Raw genomic sequence first — 17868 nt, forward strand, 5'->3', positions numbered from 1 at the left:
TTCAACATTCGGCTCGAAACCGGATTGAGATTTCAGATCCGTCAGCAACAGCGATCGAGTCATCTTCAGACATCCTAGAAACCGCGGAGATCAGATGACCGCAGAACCTGCCACCAAGGCCGACCGTTTCGTCACAAATGATTTGGAGCGACGATCGTGTTGGGCAGAAGAGGCTTGATCGATGCCGCCATGCTTGGCATCTTCGTGTGACAAGGAAGAACCACTCGTGAGGACGATCTATGAAAGCGCTGCTCCTGATCGACATCCAGAATGGCTTCTGCCCTGGCGGCAACCTCGCTGTTGCCCACGGTGACGACATCGTGCCGATCGCAAACAGCCTCATTTCCGACGGCGGTTACGATGTGATCGTCGCCTCGCAGGACTGGCATCCCGCCAATCACGGCAGCTTCGCCTCCCAGCATCCGGGCAAGAAACCATTCGACATGGGCGAGCTCTCGGGCCAGCCGCAGGTCATGTGGCCGGATCACTGCGTGCAGGAAACACCGGATGCGGAATTCCACCCGGATCTCGATATCGGCGCAGTCGATTATATCCAGCAGAAGGGCGAAAACCCTGCGGTCGACAGCTATTCCGCCTTTCGCGACAACGACCAGGCCGCCCTTACCGGCCTTGCCGGTTACCTCCGGGCGCAGCAGATTACGGAGCTTGACGTTTGCGGTCTCGCCACGGACTACTGCGTGAAGTCTTCAGCCTTGGACGCTGTCGAAATGCTGCCGGACGTCAAAGTGCGCTTCATCGAGGATGCGAGCCGCGGCATAACACCCGAGGGTGTCAGGGCTGCCATCGAGGAGATGCGCGCCAACGGCGTCGGCATTATCAAGAGCAGCGAGATTCTCGCGGACTGACGCACTCCGCGCCGCCGATCGTTCAGCAAAATCGATACACGCATCAACGCAATTCGATTGTCACCGGGCGCTCACGTGCATAAACGAAGCATTGCACGCGCACGCATCGGAAGACTCATGAGTTTCAGCGAACCGATCACCACAAGCGGCCAGATCAGGAACGGATTGAAGAAGGGCTTCGTCATCGTCCTCTCCTCAGCCCCGTTCGGCATCCTGTTCGGAGCGATCGCCATCGACAACGGTTTCAGCATGGCGGAAGCGGCGCTGATGAGCGCGTTTGTTTTCGGCGGTGCGAGCCAGTTGGTCGGGATCGAACTGTTCGGCCACCATGTCGCGGCCTGGATGATCGTGCTCTCGGTGCTCGCCGTCAATTTCCGCCACGTCCTCTATTCCGCGGCAGTATCGCCGATCCTCGGGCGCTTCCCGCTCCTCAAGCGCTGTCTTTCGTTTTTCCTGCTGACCGATCCGCAATTTGCCGAGACGGAGAAACGTGAAGAACAGACCCCCGTAACCTTCGCCTGGTACATCGCCATGGGCGGCGTGGTCTGGATTGGATGGGTCGGCAATACCATTGTCGGCGCACTGTTCGGCAGCCTGATCGGCGACCCGAAGGCGATCGGCATCGATGTCCTCCTGCCCGTCTACTTTCTCGGTCTGGTGATGGGCTTTCGCAAGCGGCACAATTTTCTACCCGTCCTCGTCGCCGGAGCAGTCGGATCGGTTGTCGCCTACTGGGTCGTCGGGTCACCCTGGCATATCAGTGTGGGGGCAGCGCTCGGGATCGTTGTCGCGGCCATCCTGCCTCCTCCCGGAGCCTCGGATCACGACGTGAAAGACCCGGCCCTTGAAACGGAGGCTGCGTGATGGAAACCGGCATGAGCGCCTTCTCCGTCGATAGCCAGACCGTCACCCTGATCCTGATGGCGGCAATTGCGACATACGCCACGCGGCTCGGCGGCTACATCCTTGTCAACAGCCTGAAACGCATACCGCCACGGGTGGAATCGGCCCTCAACGCCGTGCCGGCCGCCGTTCTGGTGACACTCGTCGCTCCACCCTTCGTCAACAGCGGCTGGGACGTGCGCATTGCGATGATCGCGGCGCTGGTGTTCGGCCTGCGTTTTCCGGGCCTCATGGTCCTCGTCGTCGGCTGGGCGGCAGTCATGGCCGCCCGGCACGGTTTCGGTATCGGCATGTAATCCGACTCAGCCGGAGATCGGCGCCGTCGCTGCAGTGAGCCAGGTCTTGACCGAATCTTTGTCGATCAGCGGCATCAGCTTCTCACGAACCTCTGCGTGATAGTCGTTCAGCCACTGCAGTTCTTCCGAGGTCATCAGCGAGGGGACCACAAGGCGGCGATCGATCGGGCACCAGGTCAGCGTCTCGAACGACAGAACCGGCATGTCCCCATCCTCGACAGGTGCGGCATCGTTCACGAAGATCAGGTTTTCGATCCGGATCCCGAAGGCGCCGGGGCGATAATAGCCGGGCTCGTTCGAAAGGATCATGCCGGGCAGAAGCTCCTGCGTCGACATCCGCGAAATGCGCTGCGGCCCCTCATGAACCGAGAGATAGGAGCCGACGCCATGGCCCGTGCCATGCGCGAAATCCGCCCCCGCCTTCCACAGCGCGATCCGAGCGAGCGGATCGAGATCGCAGCCGCGCGTTCCCTTCGGAAACTTCGCCATGCTGATGGCGATCATGCCCTTCAGAACCAGCGTGAAGAAGCGCTTGCGATCCTCGGAAACCGAGCCGACCGCAACCGTGCGGGTGATATCCGTCGTTCCGTTGACATACTGCGCGCCCGAATCGATCAGGAACAGTTCGCCGGGCAGGATCTGCCGGTTGCTTTCGGACGTCACCCGGTAATGCATGATCGCAGCATGCTCTCCGGCACCGGAAATCGTATCGAAGGAAACGTCCTTCAGCGGGTTCTGCATGCTCTGGCCGACGCGGGCCCGGGTCGCTTCCAGCGTCTTTACCGCATCGATCTCGGTGATTGAGCCCGGCGTCTGGCCATCCAACCAGCACAGAAACTCGACGACAGCCGCGCCATCCTGCAGATGCGCCTTGGCAGATCCATCGAGTTCCGCCGAATTCTTGCAGGCGCGCGGCAGCTTCGCCGGATCGATCCCCTCGACCACCTCGCCGCCGGCTGCGACGATTGCAGCCGTCAGCGCGAGCGGTGTCAAATCCGGATCGATCAGGATGCGGGCGCCGTTTTTGGAGACCTCGGCAAGACGGCCGAGGAACTCGGAGGGATCCCGCCGGAGGGCGAGAGCGTCCAGGTAGGCCGCCTCTTCGCTCCCGAGCTTCGCCGCATCGATGAAGAGTTCTGCCTTGCCGTTTGAAAAGACGATCGCGCGCGCGAGCGGGTGTGGCGTGTGCGGCACGTCAGCCCCGCGAACATTGAAGATCCAGGCGACGGAGGACGGATCCGTGATCAGTACCGCAGACAGTCCCTTCGCTTCGGTCTGGCGCGCGATCTCGCTCAGCTTGTCGCCGGCCGGCTTTCCGGCGAACTCTTCTCTCTGGATGGTCAACGCGCCAACCGGTTCCGCAGGGCGATCGCTCCAGATCGCATCGAGCGGATTGTGGGCCAGCGAAACCAGCGTGCCGCCGATCTCCGCAAGCGCCTTTTCCAGCCTGCGCACTTCCGCACCGGCATGCAGCCAAGGGTCGATGCCGAGGCGGAACCCTTTCGGCGCATGTTTCGCAATCCAGGCATGCGGCGGCTCGCCGACCAGATCGCCGCCGGAAAACACAGTTCCGTCAACCTGTTCGGCCAGTTGCGTCACGTAACGCCCGTCAACGAAGACGATCGCTTCACGCTGCGTGATGAGCGCCATGCCGGCAGATCCGGTAAAGCCGGTCAACCACGACAGGCGCTCGGCCGACTCAGGCACATACTCGCCCTGATACTCGTCGGCGCGGGGCACGAGAAACCCGTCGATGCCGAGTTCGGCAAAGCCGTCGCGCAGGGCAGTCACCCTTTCGCGGCCGAACTGCGGGGCGGACTTGGTCTCGAACGATTGAAACATGAGTGAATTCCGGCTGGTTTGATTCCGACTGATGGCCGCCATGTTAGAACATTTCCCCGCGCCGCCGCCAGTATACTATGCAGATACGTGACAGGGCAGTCAGGGTCAGGAACCCATCCATGCAGCCGACGCATGCCACACATGATGCAGACCCACTGCCTGCCTCATTTTTTATCATCTAAGGTGTCGTCAATGTTCGATGACCTCTGGGGTCATCACTTTGAAAAGGACGAACACGATGGCCAACTCATTTCTCCGCAATGCAATGAACCGCGTGGTCGAAGCCCGTCAGCGTCAGGTCTCCCGTTACGTCAACGGCGCAATGCTTGGCCTTGATGATGCGACGCTGAAGAGCCTCGGCACGACGCGCGAAGAACTTCAGCGCCAGGGCGCGACCCGTTACATCTTCTGATCTGAGGACGACGCGATACCCGGCACGCAACTCGGTGTGCCGGCAAGCCTACAGAACCTGACAGGCCAGCCCATGGCCCGTCACATGCCTCGCACGAAATGCATGGTCACCCAGCCGTTGCGCCAGATCGTGCGCACATGCCGGCAGCGGGCTCCTGCATAAGCGGAAATCACCTTCCAGCGCTGCTCGGCTAGAATACCGGACAGGATCACCGATCCGCCCGGTGTCAGATGCGTCACCAGCTGCGGCGCCATCTTGATCAACGGCCGCGCCAGAATATTGGCGATGATGAGGTCGAACGGACCGTCCTGGCGAAAGGCCGAGGAGTGGAAACCCGGTGCCGTCTCCAGCCGCAGTCCGCTGGCAATGCCGTTGCGGCGAACATTCTCCTTGGCAACCCGAACGGCGACCGGATCGATGTCCGTTGCAAGAACCGGGATGTTGCGCAACTTGCGCACCGCAATCGCCAGAACGCCGCTGCCCGTTCCCAGATCGAGCGCATTTCTCGGCTCGGTCGCTCGAACGACCGTGTCGATCACCTCGAGGCACCCCGCCGTTGTGCCATGATGGCCGGTCCCGAATGCCTGTCCAGCATCGATCTCGATGGCAATGTCGTTGATCTTGACCTTGTCGCGGTCATGCGAGCCATGAACCAGAAACCGCCCTGCCCTGACAGGCTTGAGCCCTTCGAGCGATTTGGCAATCCAGTCGACATCCGGGATAACCTCCATCGCAATCGAAAGATCGGGGAAATCCTCGCTGATCGCCTTTGCGATGCGTTCTCTGAAGACCTCCTCGTCGTCCGCCATCATGTAGACGGAGGCTTCCCAGATATCCTTCTTCTCGTCCACCTCGGTCGTGGCAATCGCCACGTCCTCTTCGCCGAACTCCAGCGACAGGAGGTCGAGGATCTCGGCCGAACCGATTTCGGTGGATGTCACGTAAAGCCGGATTTCGCTCAAAGGAAGTCGCCTTTCATAATCTTCGCGGCAAGCTTTGCCACAGATAAGGCATCCGCCTCAAGCGACTTATCCCTTGGTCAGGTTCTCGAGCTTCTTTGCAGCAGCAGCTGGATCCTCGCCGTAAGCGATCGTCCCGGCAAAACGGCCGCCGTCCTTCAGGAGGAAAATCGATGCCGTATGGTCCATCGTGTAATCGCCGCCAGGGTTCTTCTCATCCACCGGCACCTTGCGGGCGAGCACGCGAAACCCTTTGACCATCTCCATCACCTTGGCAGGCGGGCCTGAAATACCGCGGATACGGTCGGAGACATTCGAGACATATTGCCCCATAAGCTCGGGCGTATCGCGCTCCGGGTCGACGCTCACAAAGTAAGCGTTGAGCTTGGTGCCATCGGGATCGACCTGATGCAGCCAGGTGTTCAGCTCGAACAGCGTTGTCGGGCAGACTTCCGGGCAATGGGTAAAGCCGAAGAACACGGCCGTCGGTTTGTCGCGGAACGCTGCTTCGGTGATCGGGCTGCCGTCCTGCGCCACAAGCTCGAACGGCACACCGAACGGCCCTTCGGCAACCTGCTGCTTCGAACGCGTGACCTCCAGGGTCAGCCAGGCCAGAACACCGGCCAGAATGACGACGGCGAGCCAAAGTACAATTCGGAAAGTCTTCATCGTAGTTTGCCTGCTGCATCATCAGTTGAGATCGTGACCGCTGATAGCCGCAGACGACGATTGTTGCAAATCACCACCACGTTTTCACAGACGTGGCCGTCACATGCACCAGGAGAGCGTTCCCTCGGCCATCGCGAGGAAGATGGAGGGACCGTGCTGCGCCCAACCAACAAAAGCGAGGACGCCGATCAGCATCGCGGCAAGCGCGGCGATCAGAAAAACCGGAAGTCGAAGCGATGGAGCGATCGGTTGCATGACCCACTATAGCATCGTCGACCGGCCTGGAAATAGAACAAAAAGCGCGTTGTGGCGGCAAAGATTAGGGGAAGTTTAACGGGGACGTGAGACCTTCAAAAAAACGACATCAGGATGATCGACATGAGTAACGCCATCAAGCAGTCGGGAGCCTATCTCGAAATCGTCTCCTTCCATCTGGGAGACCAGGAATTCTGCATCGACATCATGGCGATCCGCGAAATTCGCGGTTGGGCGCCGGTCACTCCGATGCCGCATACTCCGCCTTACGTGCTTGGCCTCATCAACCTGCGCGGCGCGGTGATCCCTGTCATCGACATGGCCTGCCGCCTCGGCATGAAGATGACCGAACCGTCCGAGCGTTCGGCGATCATCGTCACCGACATCGCCGGCAAGCTGGTCGGCCTTCTGGTCGAACAGGTCTCCGACATGATGACGATCAGAAGCGAAGATCTGCAGCCGGCACCGGAAATCATTCCGGAAGCCCAGCGCGATTTCTGCCGCGGCATCGTTGCTCTCGAAAAGACCATGGTCTGCTTCCTGAACCTCGACACCGTCATCGCCGACGAACTGTCGCGCGAAGCCGCCTGATCAATCAACGGCCGCAGCCAGCGCCGAGTTCACGAGCTGATGCCGCAGGGTTACTCGGAGCAAACACTCGGCTGAAGTGTGATGTCGGCCCTAAGCGGCCGTCGAAACCCAGTGGAATGTGATGCGGATTGTATTTTTGGCGTCTCTTCGTCCTTTCCCTTAGGTTCCATGGAAACAACTGGCTGATTTCATGCGTTTGATATTTGCCGCCGCCGTTATCTCGTTCGCGGTCACTGGTATCTTCGGAGCGTATTCGACACTTTCTTCGAAGACAACAGACAACGGTTTTTCCAATGACTACCTGCAGTTGGCGCAAAACTCCCCTGACCTTCTCAGGAGGGTGATTACATCTACCTTGCCAAACTGTCTGACTGACACCGCCCGGGTTTTGTTGGATGACCCAATGATCGCCGACCTTGCCGCGAAAACATTCTTCAGGTCGGGCGTCCTGATGGCTGAGGGCAAAAACGCGGAGCAGAGCGCAAAAGAGTTCATACCCTGGATTATCAAACAGGCTGAACCTCTCAATAGCGTCCAAAAAAACGCCTACTTAGCCCTAATTAAGGGCGAGCTTACAACTCCAGACGTGATCCTGTGCGTACATTCTTCGATAAAGACATCGATAGACGAAAGGATTGATCTAAAGGCGGCGGTTTGGGACATCCGCACTTAGCGGATTTTCAGGGGTCTGCTTCTGGTGCACCCTGGCCGTCTGTCACAGTCGTAGCGGTAGGAACGGCACAGCGCTCTTGGTCAATGTGCGAGGAAACCAGCGCTTACGGATGATCTCAGCTTTGAAGCTTTCGGCATTGAAACCGGGTTCCGAAAGGAGCCCGGTTTTCTCATGTCAGGACGTAAAACGGATCAAGGCTTGCCCTTCACCCAGGTCACCGGCTGGTTGAACAGCGGCACGGTGGAGATCGCCATCTTGGCCGAGCCTTCGACAACCTGTCGCGAATGGGCGAGATAGATCAGGGTGTCATTCTGCTTGTCGTAGATACGCTTGACCAGCAGGTCTTTCCAGATCAGCGAACGGCCCTGACGAAACACTTCCTCGCCACCCTCATCCAGCTCGATGTCGCCGATCTCGATCGGTCCGGTCTGGCGGCAGGCAATGGAATTGTTGGACGGATCCTCGAACCACTTGCCGTTCTTCAGCCTGTCGATGACGCTGCGGTCGAAATAGGTGACGTGGCAGGTAATGCCCTTCACCTTCGGGTCCTGCACCGCCTCGACGATGATGTCGTTGCCGATCCAGTCGACGCCGACCTTGCCGACCACCTGGGCAAGAGCGGGAACGGCAAGACCGCCGAGGATAGCGGCGGTCGCAAGAATGGCAAGGCGGCGGCTCGAACGGGTCATAGTGGCAAAATCTCCAGTCAACGATACGTGATCAGAGATAAGCTTCGGCAGCGGGGTTACAAGTGATCACTGCTTGCGCAATGTGCAGGCATCATAGCCACCGGAAAACAACCGCCCTGCCCGCATGCCGATCGCGGTCGGGATGTCGTGGATATGCATGACCTCAAGCGACCGTGCAATCGCGATCGAGGCTTCGGCACAGACCGCGGCATCCTCGGCTGCATTGTGATGCAGAAAGCTCAGCCCCAGGTGCTGCGCGAGGATATTGAGCTTGTGCGAGATCAGATGCGGCCAGACTTTCTGGGCCATCTTGACGCTGCAGAGATAGGACAGTTCCGGATAGGACTGCCGGTACTGGTCGAGACAGGCGCGCCAGACGCTGAAATCGAAGGCCGCATTATGGGCTATCATCGTCGCGCCGCGAAAGTCGTCGATGAACTCGTCCATCACTTCGGGAAACTCGCCGGCATCCTCGACATGGTCGGGCCGGATCCCATGGATGGCGATGTTGAAAGACGAAAACCGCATCTCGCGCGGCCGGATCAGCCGTTCCTCGACCCGCACAACACGACCGTCCTCGATCCACGCGAGGCCCACCGAGCAGGCGCTGCCGCGCTGTTCGTTGGCGGTTTCGAAATCGATCGCAATGGTCTTCAAGGTCGCGTCCTAATCTTCGGTCATCGGACTTTTATGCCGGATGGAGCGATTCGGCAAAGCGGATCCCCGCCTGCATCTTGACCTCCACATGATTGTCAGGCCCAATGTGACCATGATGAACGCTATCGCCCTTACCCGTCTTACCATGACCATCCGCCTTGCAGGGCGTGTGGCGGGTTTGGCGCGTTAGTCGATCATCCGTCCACCACCCTGCCGAAGATGGCAGGGATCGGCTGGTCCGCTCTGCCTCGGTCATACCTGAAGGAGAGCCATCATGACATCAAGCGACGAAATCCAGGAAAAACCACCCCGAGCCGAACGATTGGACGGCTACGTCATCAGGTCGTCGACACCTGACGATGCGGCGGCCATCACGGCCCTCGCCAATCTTCCCGGATATCGCTACGGCACCCTGAGGCTGCCTTTCCAGACCGTAGCGGAAACCCGCCAATATCTGGAAAACCCGGCGCCCGGCGCAAAGAAGCTCGTGGCGGACATGGACGGCGTCATCATCGGCGACATCTTCCTCGGTCCGCTGCAAGGCCGGCGCCGGCATGTCGGGACGATCGGCATGGGCGTGCACGACGATTTCGTCGGCCGCGGCGTCGGCTCGGCCTTAATGAAGGCCGCGATCGACTTTGCCGACAACTGGCTGAACCTGCACCGCCTGGAACTCGACGTCTTTACCGACAACCACGACGCCATCAGGCTCTACGAGCGCAACGGCTTTGTTATCGAAGGGCATCTCAGGGACGACGCCTTTCGCGACGGGCACTATGTCGACGCCTACGCGATGGCGCGGCTGAGGACTTGATGATCAGCCACCGATAAACGTCAGCCACTCGTCTTCCGTCATCACCTCGACGCCGAGTTCCCTTGCCTTGTCGAGCTTGGAACCGGCGCCGGGGCCGGCAACGACATAGTCGGTCTTCTTGGAAACGGAACCGGCCACCTTGGCGCCGAGCCCTTCCGCACGCGCCTTGGCCTCGTCGCGGGTAAAGCGCTCCAGCGAGCCGGTGAAGACGACCGTCTTGCCGGCAACCGGGCTGTTCGACGCAGCGATCTGTTCTGCCGCCTGCGGCGTCACTTCGGTGAGGAGGCGCGTCACGACATCGAGATTGCGGGGCTCCTTGAAGAACTCGACGATGGCGCGGGCGACGATCTCGCCGATGCCTTCGATATTGTTGAGGTCAGCCCAGGCATCCCCGGAGAGACTGGCCGCTTCCTTCATGGCCTCGGCAAAGGCCTCGTAGGTGCCGTAGTGACGCGCCAGAAGCTTTGCCGTCGTCTCGCCCACATGGCGGATGCCGAGCGCGTAGATGAAGCGGTTGAGCGCGATCGAGCGGCGCTCGTCGATCGCGTCGAACAGCTTCCTGACGCTGATCCTGCCGAACCCGTCGATGTTTTCGAGCTTCAGCAGTTTTGATGTTTCCTGACGCTTTTTCAGCGTGAAAATGTCGGGCGCAGTGCGGATCTGCAAAGCCGGATCTTCCGCTTCGAAGAAGAAGTCGACCTGCTTTGCGCCCAGCCCTTCGATGTCATAGGCACTGCGCGAGACGAAATGCTTCAGGTGTTCGGTTGCCTGCGCACGGCAGACGAAGCCGCCGGTGCAGCGTGTGACCGAATCGAGCTTGCCGGTCTTCTCGTTCTTCTCGCGCACCGCATGACTGCCGCAGACCGGGCATTTCTTCGGAAACTCATAGGCCTTGGCATCCGCTGGCCGCTTTTCCATGACCACGTCGAGAACCTGCGGGATGACGTCGCCGGCACGCTGCACGATGACGGTGTCGCCGATGCGGATGTCGTGATCGTCCTCGCGGATCCGCTCGCCAGAATTGCCGATACCCCTGATATAATCCTCGTTATGCAGCGTCGCATTGGTGACGACGACACCGCCGACGGTGATCGGGGTCAGTCGCGCGACCGGTGTCAACGCACCGGTACGGCCCACCTGGATGTCGATATTCTCGACCGTCGTGAACGCCTGCTCGGCGGGGAATTTGTGGGCCGTCGCCCAGCGCGGGGAGCGCGAGCGGAAACCGAGGCGCGCCTGCAGATCGAGCCGGTCGACCTTGTAGACGACACCGTCGATATCATAGTCGAGTTCGGGACGCTCAAGGCCGATCTCGCGGTAATGGCCGAGAATATCCTCGAGCGAATTCAGCCGCTTCATCAGCGGATTGACCGGGAAACCCCAGTCCTTGAAGGTCTGCACCATCTCGTATTGCGTGCCCGGCAACTCGTTCGGCTCGGAAATCTCGCCCCAGGCATAGGCAAAGAATTTCAACTTGCGGCTGGCCGTCACCTTGGCATCGAGCTGGCGCAGCGACCCTGCCGCCGTGTTGCGCGGATTGACGTAAAGCTGCTTGCCCTTCGCTTCCATCTCAGCATTGAGCGCCAGGAAATCGCTCTTGCCCATATAGACTTCGCCGCGAACCTCGACGACGGCAGGAACGCCCTTGGGCAGCCGGTTCGGGATTTCCTTGATCGTCTTGATATTGGCGGTGACGTTTTCGCCCGTCGTGCCATCGCCGCGCGTGGCGGCGTTGACGAGGATCCCGTTCTCGTAGCGGATCGACATCGACAACCCATCAATCTTCGGCTCGGCCGTGAACGCAATCGAACCATCCGGCAACTGACCCAAAAAGCGGTAGACGGAGTTCACGAAGTCGCGGACGTCGCCGTCGGCAAAGGCATTGTCGAGCGACAGCATCGGTCGCGAATGGGTGATCTGTGCGAAGGTCGGCAGAGGTGCCGCACCGACCTTGATGGACGGCGAATCGGCCCGGATCAGTTGCGGGAAACGCTCTTCGATCGCCGCGTTACGCTTTTTCAGCGCGTCGTAATCGGCATCGGAAATCTCCGGCGCGTCCTTGGCATGGTAGAGCTCGTCGTGATGGGAAAGTTCACGCGACAGTCGCTCCAGCTCGTCGGCCGCTGCCTGTTCGGTCAAGTCATCAACAGGGGTCTCGGTCGGGGTCTGGTCGGCGGCCATGCGGGAATCTCCATCTTCAACGGCATTTCTAGTGCAATTTGAGAAGATTGGAAGAAGCAGCGCTCATCTCGCCTGTGACTGGACGCCACGAAATACAGCATCGTTTCGGGATACGGGATTGCGTAACGCCCTGTCCGGGTGAGCCTGACCGCACGCTCCCGCGACTGCCGGATAAACGTTTAGCTCTTGCCCGCAAGCAGGCTTCTGGCGGCCGCCCTCGCCTCGTCCGTTACCGAAGCGCCGGCCAGCATGCGGGCAATTTCCTCGGTGCGGTTTTCAGGCGCCATCGTCGCCACCCGTGTGGCAATCTTGTCCGAACCGTCGCCGGCCGGACCCTTGGAGATCAGAAGATGCGTCGCGGCACGGGCCGCCACCTGCGGCGCGTGGGTGACCGACAGCACCTGAACGGTTCCGGACAGACGCTTCAGCCGCTGGCCGATCGCATCCGCCACCGCGCCGCCGACACCGGTGTCGATTTCGTCGAAGACGAGCGTCGGTGCCGAGCCGCGATCGGCAAGCGCCACCTTGAGCGCCAACAGGAAGCGCGACAGCTCGCCGCCGGACGCGACCTTCATGATCGGCCCGGGGCGTGTGCCCGGATTGGTCTGAACATGGAATTCGACCGTATCGATACCCTCGGCTGCCGCAGCCTCCGGATTGGCGGTCACCTCGACCATGAAGCGGGCCCGCTCCAGCTTCAGCGCCGGCAATTCCTGCATCACCGCTTCGGCCAACGTCTCCGCGCCCGCTTTACGTTTGTCAGAGAGAACGAGTGCCGCCCGATCGAATTCCTCTTTCGCAGCGGCCGCGATTTTTTCCAGCTCACCCAGCCGTTCCTCGCCGGCATCGAGATCGGCAAGGTCAGCCACCATCTTCTCGGCAAGCGCTGGAAGATCGACGACGGCGACCGAATATTTGCGGCCGGCGGCGCGCAGGGCGAACAGTCGTTCCTCGACCCGTTCCAATTCACGCGGATCGAACTCGGTCCGGCGAAGCGCCGTTTCGACTTCCATCTGTGCGTTCGACAGATGGTTCAGCGCCTGATCCAGCAGCTCGACGGTCTCTTCCAGCAGGCCAGGCGCCTCGTGGCTCTTGCGCTCGAGGCGGCGCACCATGGAGGCGATCAACGGCACGGGCGAACCGTTGCCGTTGAGAAACTCCGACGCTTCCGAAATATCACCGGCAATGCGCTCGGACTTCTGCATCTTCGAGCGCTGCTCGGCCAGTTCCTCCTCCTCGCCGTCGCGGGGAGAGAGGGCTTCCAGTTCCTCGACCGAGGCCCTGATATAATCGGCCTCGCGTGCGGCGGCCTCCACCTTGGCGCGATGCGTCTTCAGGGTCCGGTCGGCATCCCGCCAGGATTTGTAGAGGTGGGAAACCGAGAGAACCTCATCGTTGAGGCCTGCAAACGCATCGACAAGCGTGCGGTGGGCGCCGGTATCGATCAGAGCGCGATCGTCGTGCTGGCCGTGGATCTCGACCAGAACCTGTCCCGCCTGGCGCATCATCTGCACGCTGACCGGCTGGTCGTTGATCGAGGCGCGGGTGCGCCCGTCGGCCGACTGGATACGGCGGAAGATCAGATCGCCGTCGTCGTCTATGCCGTTGTCGCGCAGAAGCTTGCGGGCGGAATGGTTGACAGGCACGTCAAAGACCGCCGTCACCTGCCCCTTGTCCTCGCCATGGCGCACGAGACCACCGTCGCCGCGGCCGCCCAGCGCCAGAGAAAGACTGTCGAGAAGGATGGATTTGCCTGCACCGGTCTCGCCGGTCAGCACGGAAAGGCCCGCTTCGAAGGCAAGGTCCAGCTTCTCGATCAGAACGATGTCGCGGATCGAAAGCTGGATCAGCATGCGGCCTCGCCTATCCTGTCAGGCACTTGGTTGAAAGGTCTCAGGCGCCGACGAGCTTTGCGCCGGCACGCGCAATCCACGAGCCCTTGTTCTCGCGCGGCTGAACACCGCCGGACTGAAGCAGCTTGTAGGAGTCTGCGTACCACTGGCTGTCCGGATAGTTGCGGCCAAGCACGGCTGCGGCGGTCTGCGCCTCTTCGACGATGCCCATCGCGTAATAGGTTTCCGTCAGACGCGCGAGGGCTTCTTCAACCTGGTTGGTATTGGAAAAGGTCTCGACGACCCTGCGGAAGCGCGAGATGGCGGCAAGATATTCCTTGCGCTCGAGATAGTATCGCCCGACCTGCATTTCCTTGCCGGCAAGCTGGTCACGCGCAAAGCGGATCTTCGCCTGCGCGTCCTCGACATATTCCGAATCGGGATAATCACGGACGACCTTGGTCATCGCATCGATCGTGTTGTTGGCGGCCTTCTGGTCCTGCGTGACGTCGGCGACCTGCTTGGAATAGGCAAGGCCGACCAGATACTGCACGTAGGCCGAATCTGCGGAGCGCGGGTACTGGTTGAGATAGCGGTTACCGACGGTGATGGCCTCGTCGTTGCGGCCCATGCGATACTTGCTGAACGTGCTCATGACGAGCGCCTTGCGGCCCCACTCGGTGAACGGGTTCTGCTTCTCGATGGCGTCGAACTTGCGGCTCGCTTCGACGATATTGCCCGCCTTCATGTTGGCAAGGCCCTGATTGTAGAGGGCCTCGGGCGACTCGCTTTCGAAACCGAGCTTGGTGATGTCGATGTCTTTGTCCGACTGGCATGCAGTAAGGCCGAGACCGGCACCCGCAAACACCAACGATACAAGTGCGATCCTTGCCGCTCTACGCATTTCTACAGCCTTCGCATACGCCATTCGACAATTCCCGATGTCCCGCCCGTTTTGCCCTGCTGCCCGAAAGCAGGTCGTTCTAGCCATAAAAGTATTGGCAGAGCAACGCAATGCTCACCCATTAACGCATTTTTGTGGCACCGACCGCAGCACACATGGCTATTCAAAAGAAAAGCCGCTTCCAACGGAAGCGGCCAAGTCGACTGGAGTTGTTATTCAAGCAAAAGACGGCGCCAGTTCACTGACGCTGACCGGAACGAAATCTCCGGCCCTCACGCGCGCAACCCGCGACGATGGCGCTTCGACGATTTCATAAGCCGTCGGATCGTTGAGCAGAGCTTTCAGCGCATTGGCGTTCATCTTGTGGCCGCCGCGATAGGAGCGGTAGCAGCCGATGAACTGAGCGCCGGCAAGCGCAAGATCGCCAACCGCGTCCAGCGTCTTGTGGCGAACGAATTCGTCCTGGTAACGAAGACCCTCGACGTTCACGACCGTTTCGTCATCGGAAATGACGACGGAATTCTCAAGCGACGAACCGAGAGCGTAACCGGCAGCCCAAAGGCGCTCGACGTCACGCATGAAGCCGAATGTACGAGCCCGTGAAAGATCCTGCTTGAACCGCGCTGCGGTCAGTTCACCGTTCCAGCTCTGACGGCCGATCAGCGGAGATGCGAAATCGATCTCTACTTCAAAGCGGGTACCATCATGCGGCCGGAACTCGGACCAGGACGCGCCCGATTCGATTCGGACCGGCTTGATGACACGGATGTAGCGACGCTTCACATTGAGATTGACGATGCCGACCTGTTCGATCGCATCGATGAAAGGATAGGAGCTGCCGTCCATGATCGGCATTTCGGCGCCATCGACATCGACAGTCACGTTGTCGATCCCGAGCGCATAGAGTGCTGCCATCACGTGTTCGATCGTGGCAACCCAGGTGGCAGGCGATGAACCGAGGATCGTGCAGAGATCGGTCGGTCCAACCTGAGAGGAAACGGCGCGGTATTCGGCAGAAGACCCGTCATCAAACTGACGCGCGAAGATGATACCGGAATTGGCTTCAGCAGGCTGGAATGTGACGCTGACCGGAGACCCCGAATGCACGCCAATACCGGTCAAAGAAACCGGGGCCGCGATGGTGGTCTGGAAACCGAGCAATCCGATGGTCATTCTAATGCCTTCTCTCAAGACCCCTGGTCTGGGATCGAGCTTGGTTAGATACCGGCGACAACGCCTCTCAAACGTTCATGTCAGCATCACTTATCGTCTTACATACGCAGGCGTCTTTAACATTCCAAATCACTGTTCGTATCGGATTGTTACGCCACCAACACGCAGAATGACGCGGTGTTAGGACTCAAGGCACAAACGCGGACGTCTAACGGTAACAATCTGAATTAAGGCAACTTTTCCGGAGGTCCAGGACAAAATCCTTAACGCCTCAGGCGTCCGGATACACAAAGCCCGGGTGCAACGACCCGGGCTCTGCAGACATTTGTTGAACGCCGCGCGCTGACGCTGCGACGCTCCTACAAATCAGTTCGACTGACGGCGAAGGAATGCCGGAATTTCGAGCTGATCGTCGTCATGCTGCGAGCTCTGCGGAACCGAACGACCGTGATCGTCGAGGTTGCCACGACGCGGTGCGTAGAGGCTTGCCTCAGGCGACAGCGGACGGCGCTGCTGCTGAACCGGAGCCGGTGCGGCGGCTGGTTCGACATGCTCTTCTTCGTCGCGACGGCCCAGCGAATTGGTGATTCGCTTCAGAAGTCCCATCGGGCCGCGCTCTTCCTGCACATGGCTGGCAGGCTGCGTGCGGTGATCCATCTCGGCCTTAACAACCGGTGGGAAATCCTCGACCTTCGGCATGCGGACCGGTTCCATGACAGGCTCGCGGTAGACAGGTTCCTGCTGAACCGGCTGTGTCATGCGCGGTGCTGGCTGCTGCGTCATCTGCGGAGCCGGGCGCGAAACCTGCGGAGCGGCTTCAACCGGTGCAGACTGTGCAAACAGACGGCTCTGCGGACGGAAAGCCTCTTCGGCCGGCGGCTGCTGCTGCATGACTGGCTGCGGCGCGGGCGCTGCAGGCTGCTGCATGACCGGCTGCGGGATAGCCAGTTCGCGTTCCATGTCGGCTTCGGCCTGGCGGATGGTCTCGGCGATCGGATCGACAGCCTTGGGAGCCATTGGCGCAGGCGCTGCGGCCTGAACCGGTGCCTGCATCATGACAGGCTGCTGTGCGGCCGGAGCCGGAGCAACGGCCGCCGAAGGACGGATAATCGGCTTCTGGGCTGCGCGCATTTCAGCGGCACGCAGGTCGATTTCGCCATGGGCGCGGTCGATGCCGGTGGCAACCACGGAAACGCGGATGATGCCTTCCAGCGCTTCGTCGAAGGTTGCGCCGAGGATGATGTTGGCGTCCGGATCGACTTCTTCGCGGATGCGGGTTGCCGCTTCGTCGACTTCGAACAGTGTGAGGTCGCGACCACCGGTGATGGAGATCAGCAGGCCCTGTGCACCCTTCATCGAAGTCTCGTCGAGCAGCGGGTTGGCGATAGCAGCTTCCGCTGCCTGCATCGCACGGCCCGAACCCGAAGCTTCGCCGGTGCCCATCATCGCACGGCCCATTTCGCGCATCACGGAACGAACGTCCGCGAAGTCGAGGTTGATGAGGCCTTCCTTGACCATCAGGTCGGTGATGCAGGCAACGCCCGAATAGAGAACCTGGTCGGCCATGGCGAAGGCGTCGGCAAACGTCGTCTTGTCGTTGGCGATGCGGAATAGGTTCTGGTTCGGAATGACGATCAGCGTGTCGACCGACTTCTGCAGTTCCTGGATGCCCTGTTCGGCAAGCCGCATGCGGCGACCGCCTTCGAAGTGGAACGGCTTGGTGACGACGCCAACCGTGAGGATACCCTTGTTGCGGGCAGCCTGTGCAACGACTGGAGCAGCACCGGTGCCGGTGCCGCCGCCCATGCCGGCGGTGACGAAGCACATATGCGTTCCGTTGAGATGATCGATGATCTCGTCGAGGCATTCCTCAGCGGCAGCGCGACCGACTTCCGGCTGCGAACCTGCGCCGAGACCTTCGGTGACCTGCACACCCATCTGGATGATCCGCTCGGCCTTGGTCATGGTCAGCGCCTGGGCATCGGTATTGGCAACGACGAAATCGACGCCTTCCAGCCCTGCGGTGATCATGTTGTTGACGGCATTGCCGCCGCCGCCGCCGACGCCGAAAACGGTGATCCGAGGCTTCAGCTCGGTAATATCAGGCTTTTGAAGCTTGATCGTCATTGTACCTGTCCTTCTTCTCGTGGCC

General features: G+C 60.4%; 18 protein-coding genes. 7 read left to right on the forward strand and 11 right to left on the reverse strand.

Annotation, left to right across the window (positions count from 1 at the left end; translation table 11 throughout):
* Positions 1-239: 239 nt before the first annotated feature.
* The 3 genes from pncA to IFT66_RS06380 all read left to right on the forward strand — a co-directional run bounded on the left by pncA (position 240) and on the right by IFT66_RS06380 (position 2065).
* Positions 240-866: a bifunctional nicotinamidase/pyrazinamidase gene (gene pncA, locus IFT66_RS06370; protein WP_192077019.1), complete on the forward strand. Its 627-nt coding sequence runs from the start codon at positions 240-242 to the stop codon at positions 864-866.
* 117 nt (positions 867-983) lie between these two features.
* The gene (locus IFT66_RS06375; protein WP_174196527.1) at positions 984-1730 is read left to right on the forward strand and encodes an AzlC family ABC transporter permease; all 747 of its coding nucleotides are present in this window, start codon (positions 984-986) and stop codon (positions 1728-1730) included.
* An 11-nt stretch (positions 1731-1741) separates the two neighbouring features.
* Positions 1742-2065: an AzlD family protein gene (locus IFT66_RS06380; RefSeq protein WP_062457971.1), complete on the forward strand. Its 324-nt coding sequence runs from the start codon at positions 1742-1744 to the stop codon at positions 2063-2065.
* A 6-nt stretch (positions 2066-2071) separates the two neighbouring features.
* Here IFT66_RS06380 and IFT66_RS06385 read toward each other — a convergent pair whose 3' ends face one another.
* A complete protein-coding gene (locus tag IFT66_RS06385) occupies positions 2072-3907 on the reverse strand; it encodes an aminopeptidase P family protein (RefSeq protein WP_192077020.1) in 1836 nt (611 codons plus the stop codon).
* A 238-nt stretch (positions 3908-4145) separates the two neighbouring features.
* Here IFT66_RS06385 and IFT66_RS06390 point away from each other — a divergent pair, with 238 nt between their 5' ends.
* The gene (locus tag IFT66_RS06390; RefSeq protein WP_062456227.1) at positions 4146-4319 is read left to right on the forward strand and encodes a hypothetical protein; all 174 of its coding nucleotides are present in this window, start codon (positions 4146-4148) and stop codon (positions 4317-4319) included.
* Between the two features lie 80 nt (positions 4320-4399).
* Here the strand turns inward: IFT66_RS06390 and IFT66_RS06395 are convergent, their stop codons facing one another.
* The 3 genes from IFT66_RS06395 to IFT66_RS06405 form a co-directional block, all read right to left on the reverse strand.
* Positions 4400-5281 (reverse strand): 50S ribosomal protein L11 methyltransferase, encoded by an 882-nt coding sequence (locus IFT66_RS06395; RefSeq protein ID WP_062456224.1) that lies wholly within the window; start codon positions 5279-5281, stop codon positions 4400-4402.
* A 66-nt stretch (positions 5282-5347) separates the two neighbouring features.
* On the reverse strand, positions 5348-5947 hold the full coding sequence (locus IFT66_RS06400; RefSeq protein ID WP_062456221.1) for an SCO family protein: 600 nt from the start codon (positions 5945-5947) through the stop codon (positions 5348-5350).
* A 99-nt stretch (positions 5948-6046) separates the two neighbouring features.
* Positions 6047-6202 carry a hypothetical protein gene (locus tag IFT66_RS06405; protein ID WP_192077021.1) on the reverse strand — a complete coding sequence of 52 codons (156 nt, stop codon included), beginning with the start codon at positions 6200-6202 and terminating at the stop codon, positions 6047-6049.
* A gap of 123 nt (positions 6203-6325) precedes the next feature.
* On the opposite strand from IFT66_RS06405, the gene IFT66_RS06410 reads away from it, so the two are divergent.
* The gene (locus IFT66_RS06410; protein WP_062457968.1) at positions 6326-6793 is read left to right on the forward strand and encodes a chemotaxis protein CheW; all 468 of its coding nucleotides are present in this window, start codon (positions 6326-6328) and stop codon (positions 6791-6793) included.
* A gap of 190 nt (positions 6794-6983) precedes the next feature.
* Positions 6984-7466 carry a hypothetical protein gene (locus IFT66_RS06415; protein WP_192077022.1) on the forward strand — a complete coding sequence of 161 codons (483 nt, stop codon included), beginning with the start codon at positions 6984-6986 and terminating at the stop codon, positions 7464-7466.
* A gap of 191 nt (positions 7467-7657) precedes the next feature.
* Here the strand turns inward: IFT66_RS06415 and IFT66_RS06420 are convergent, their stop codons facing one another.
* Together IFT66_RS06420 and IFT66_RS06425 are read right to left on the reverse strand one after the other, a co-directional pair.
* Complete coding sequence (locus tag IFT66_RS06420; RefSeq protein WP_192077023.1) at positions 7658-8155, reverse strand: CreA family protein; 498 nt, start codon at positions 8153-8155, stop codon at positions 7658-7660.
* A 66-nt stretch (positions 8156-8221) separates the two neighbouring features.
* Positions 8222-8812, reverse strand: a complete 591-nt coding sequence (locus IFT66_RS06425) for a 3'-5' exonuclease (RefSeq protein WP_192077024.1) — start codon at positions 8810-8812, stop codon at positions 8222-8224.
* Between the two features lie 274 nt (positions 8813-9086).
* Between IFT66_RS06425 and IFT66_RS06430 the strand changes: the two genes are divergently transcribed.
* The gene (locus IFT66_RS06430) at positions 9087-9626 is read left to right on the forward strand and encodes a GNAT family N-acetyltransferase (protein ID WP_192077025.1); all 540 of its coding nucleotides are present in this window, start codon (positions 9087-9089) and stop codon (positions 9624-9626) included.
* Positions 9627-9629: 3 nt separating this feature from the next.
* On the opposite strand, the gene ligA is transcribed toward IFT66_RS06430, so the two are convergent.
* The 5 genes from ligA to ftsZ form a co-directional block, all read right to left on the reverse strand.
* Complete coding sequence (gene ligA, locus IFT66_RS06435; RefSeq protein WP_192077026.1) at positions 9630-11807, reverse strand: NAD-dependent DNA ligase LigA; 2178 nt, start codon at positions 11805-11807, stop codon at positions 9630-9632.
* A 179-nt stretch (positions 11808-11986) separates the two neighbouring features.
* Positions 11987-13660, reverse strand: a complete 1674-nt coding sequence (gene recN / locus IFT66_RS06440; RefSeq protein ID WP_192077027.1) for a DNA repair protein RecN — start codon at positions 13658-13660, stop codon at positions 11987-11989.
* A 40-nt stretch (positions 13661-13700) separates the two neighbouring features.
* Positions 13701-14567 (reverse strand): outer membrane protein assembly factor BamD, encoded by an 867-nt coding sequence (locus IFT66_RS06445; RefSeq protein ID WP_062456202.1) that lies wholly within the window; start codon positions 14565-14567, stop codon positions 13701-13703.
* A gap of 192 nt (positions 14568-14759) precedes the next feature.
* Positions 14760-15716, reverse strand: a complete 957-nt coding sequence (gene lpxC / locus IFT66_RS06450; RefSeq protein WP_192077028.1) for a UDP-3-O-acyl-N-acetylglucosamine deacetylase — start codon at positions 15714-15716, stop codon at positions 14760-14762.
* A 366-nt stretch (positions 15717-16082) separates the two neighbouring features.
* Positions 16083-17843: a cell division protein FtsZ gene (gene ftsZ, locus IFT66_RS06455; protein WP_113110661.1), complete on the reverse strand. Its 1761-nt coding sequence runs from the start codon at positions 17841-17843 to the stop codon at positions 16083-16085.
* Positions 17844-17868: the final 25 nt, after the last annotated feature.

This window comes from Rhizobium sp. CFBP 13726 (assembly GCF_014841925.1).
Lineage (GTDB): Bacteria > Pseudomonadota > Alphaproteobacteria > Rhizobiales > Rhizobiaceae > Neorhizobium > Neorhizobium soli.

Excerpts from the sequence above, each read along its gene's own strand:
- IFT66_RS06410 (WP_062457968.1), top strand. The coding sequence starts at position 6,326 with ATGAGTAACGCCATCAAGCAGTCGGGAGCCTATCTCGAAATCGTCTCC.
- pncA (WP_192077019.1), top strand. The coding sequence starts at position 240 with ATGAAAGCGCTGCTCCTGATCGACATCCAGAATGGCTTCTGCCCTGGC.
- lpxC (WP_192077028.1), bottom strand. The coding sequence starts at position 15,716 with ATGACCATCGGATTGCTCGGTTTCCAGACCACCATCGCGGCCCCGGTT.
- IFT66_RS06445 (WP_062456202.1), bottom strand. The coding sequence starts at position 14,567 with ATGGCGTATGCGAAGGCTGTAGAAATGCGTAGAGCGGCAAGGATCGCA.
- IFT66_RS06400 (WP_062456221.1), bottom strand. The coding sequence starts at position 5,947 with ATGAAGACTTTCCGAATTGTACTTTGGCTCGCCGTCGTCATTCTGGCC.
- ligA (WP_192077026.1), bottom strand. The coding sequence starts at position 11,807 with ATGGCCGCCGACCAGACCCCGACCGAGACCCCTGTTGATGACTTGACC.
- IFT66_RS06385 (WP_192077020.1), bottom strand. The coding sequence starts at position 3,907 with ATGTTTCAATCGTTCGAGACCAAGTCCGCCCCGCAGTTCGGCCGCGAA.
- IFT66_RS06390 (WP_062456227.1), top strand. The coding sequence starts at position 4,146 with ATGGCCAACTCATTTCTCCGCAATGCAATGAACCGCGTGGTCGAAGCC.
- IFT66_RS06405 (WP_192077021.1), bottom strand. The coding sequence starts at position 6,202 with ATGCAACCGATCGCTCCATCGCTTCGACTTCCGGTTTTTCTGATCGCC.
- IFT66_RS06415 (WP_192077022.1), top strand. The coding sequence starts at position 6,984 with ATGCGTTTGATATTTGCCGCCGCCGTTATCTCGTTCGCGGTCACTGGT.
- ftsZ (WP_113110661.1), bottom strand. The coding sequence starts at position 17,843 with ATGACGATCAAGCTTCAAAAGCCTGATATTACCGAGCTGAAGCCTCGG.
- IFT66_RS06375 (WP_174196527.1), top strand. The coding sequence starts at position 984 with ATGAGTTTCAGCGAACCGATCACCACAAGCGGCCAGATCAGGAACGGA.
- IFT66_RS06420 (WP_192077023.1), bottom strand. The coding sequence starts at position 8,155 with ATGACCCGTTCGAGCCGCCGCCTTGCCATTCTTGCGACCGCCGCTATC.
- IFT66_RS06380 (WP_062457971.1), top strand. The coding sequence starts at position 1,742 with ATGAGCGCCTTCTCCGTCGATAGCCAGACCGTCACCCTGATCCTGATG.
- IFT66_RS06430 (WP_192077025.1), top strand. The coding sequence starts at position 9,087 with ATGACATCAAGCGACGAAATCCAGGAAAAACCACCCCGAGCCGAACGA.
- recN (WP_192077027.1), bottom strand. The coding sequence starts at position 13,660 with ATGCTGATCCAGCTTTCGATCCGCGACATCGTTCTGATCGAGAAGCTG.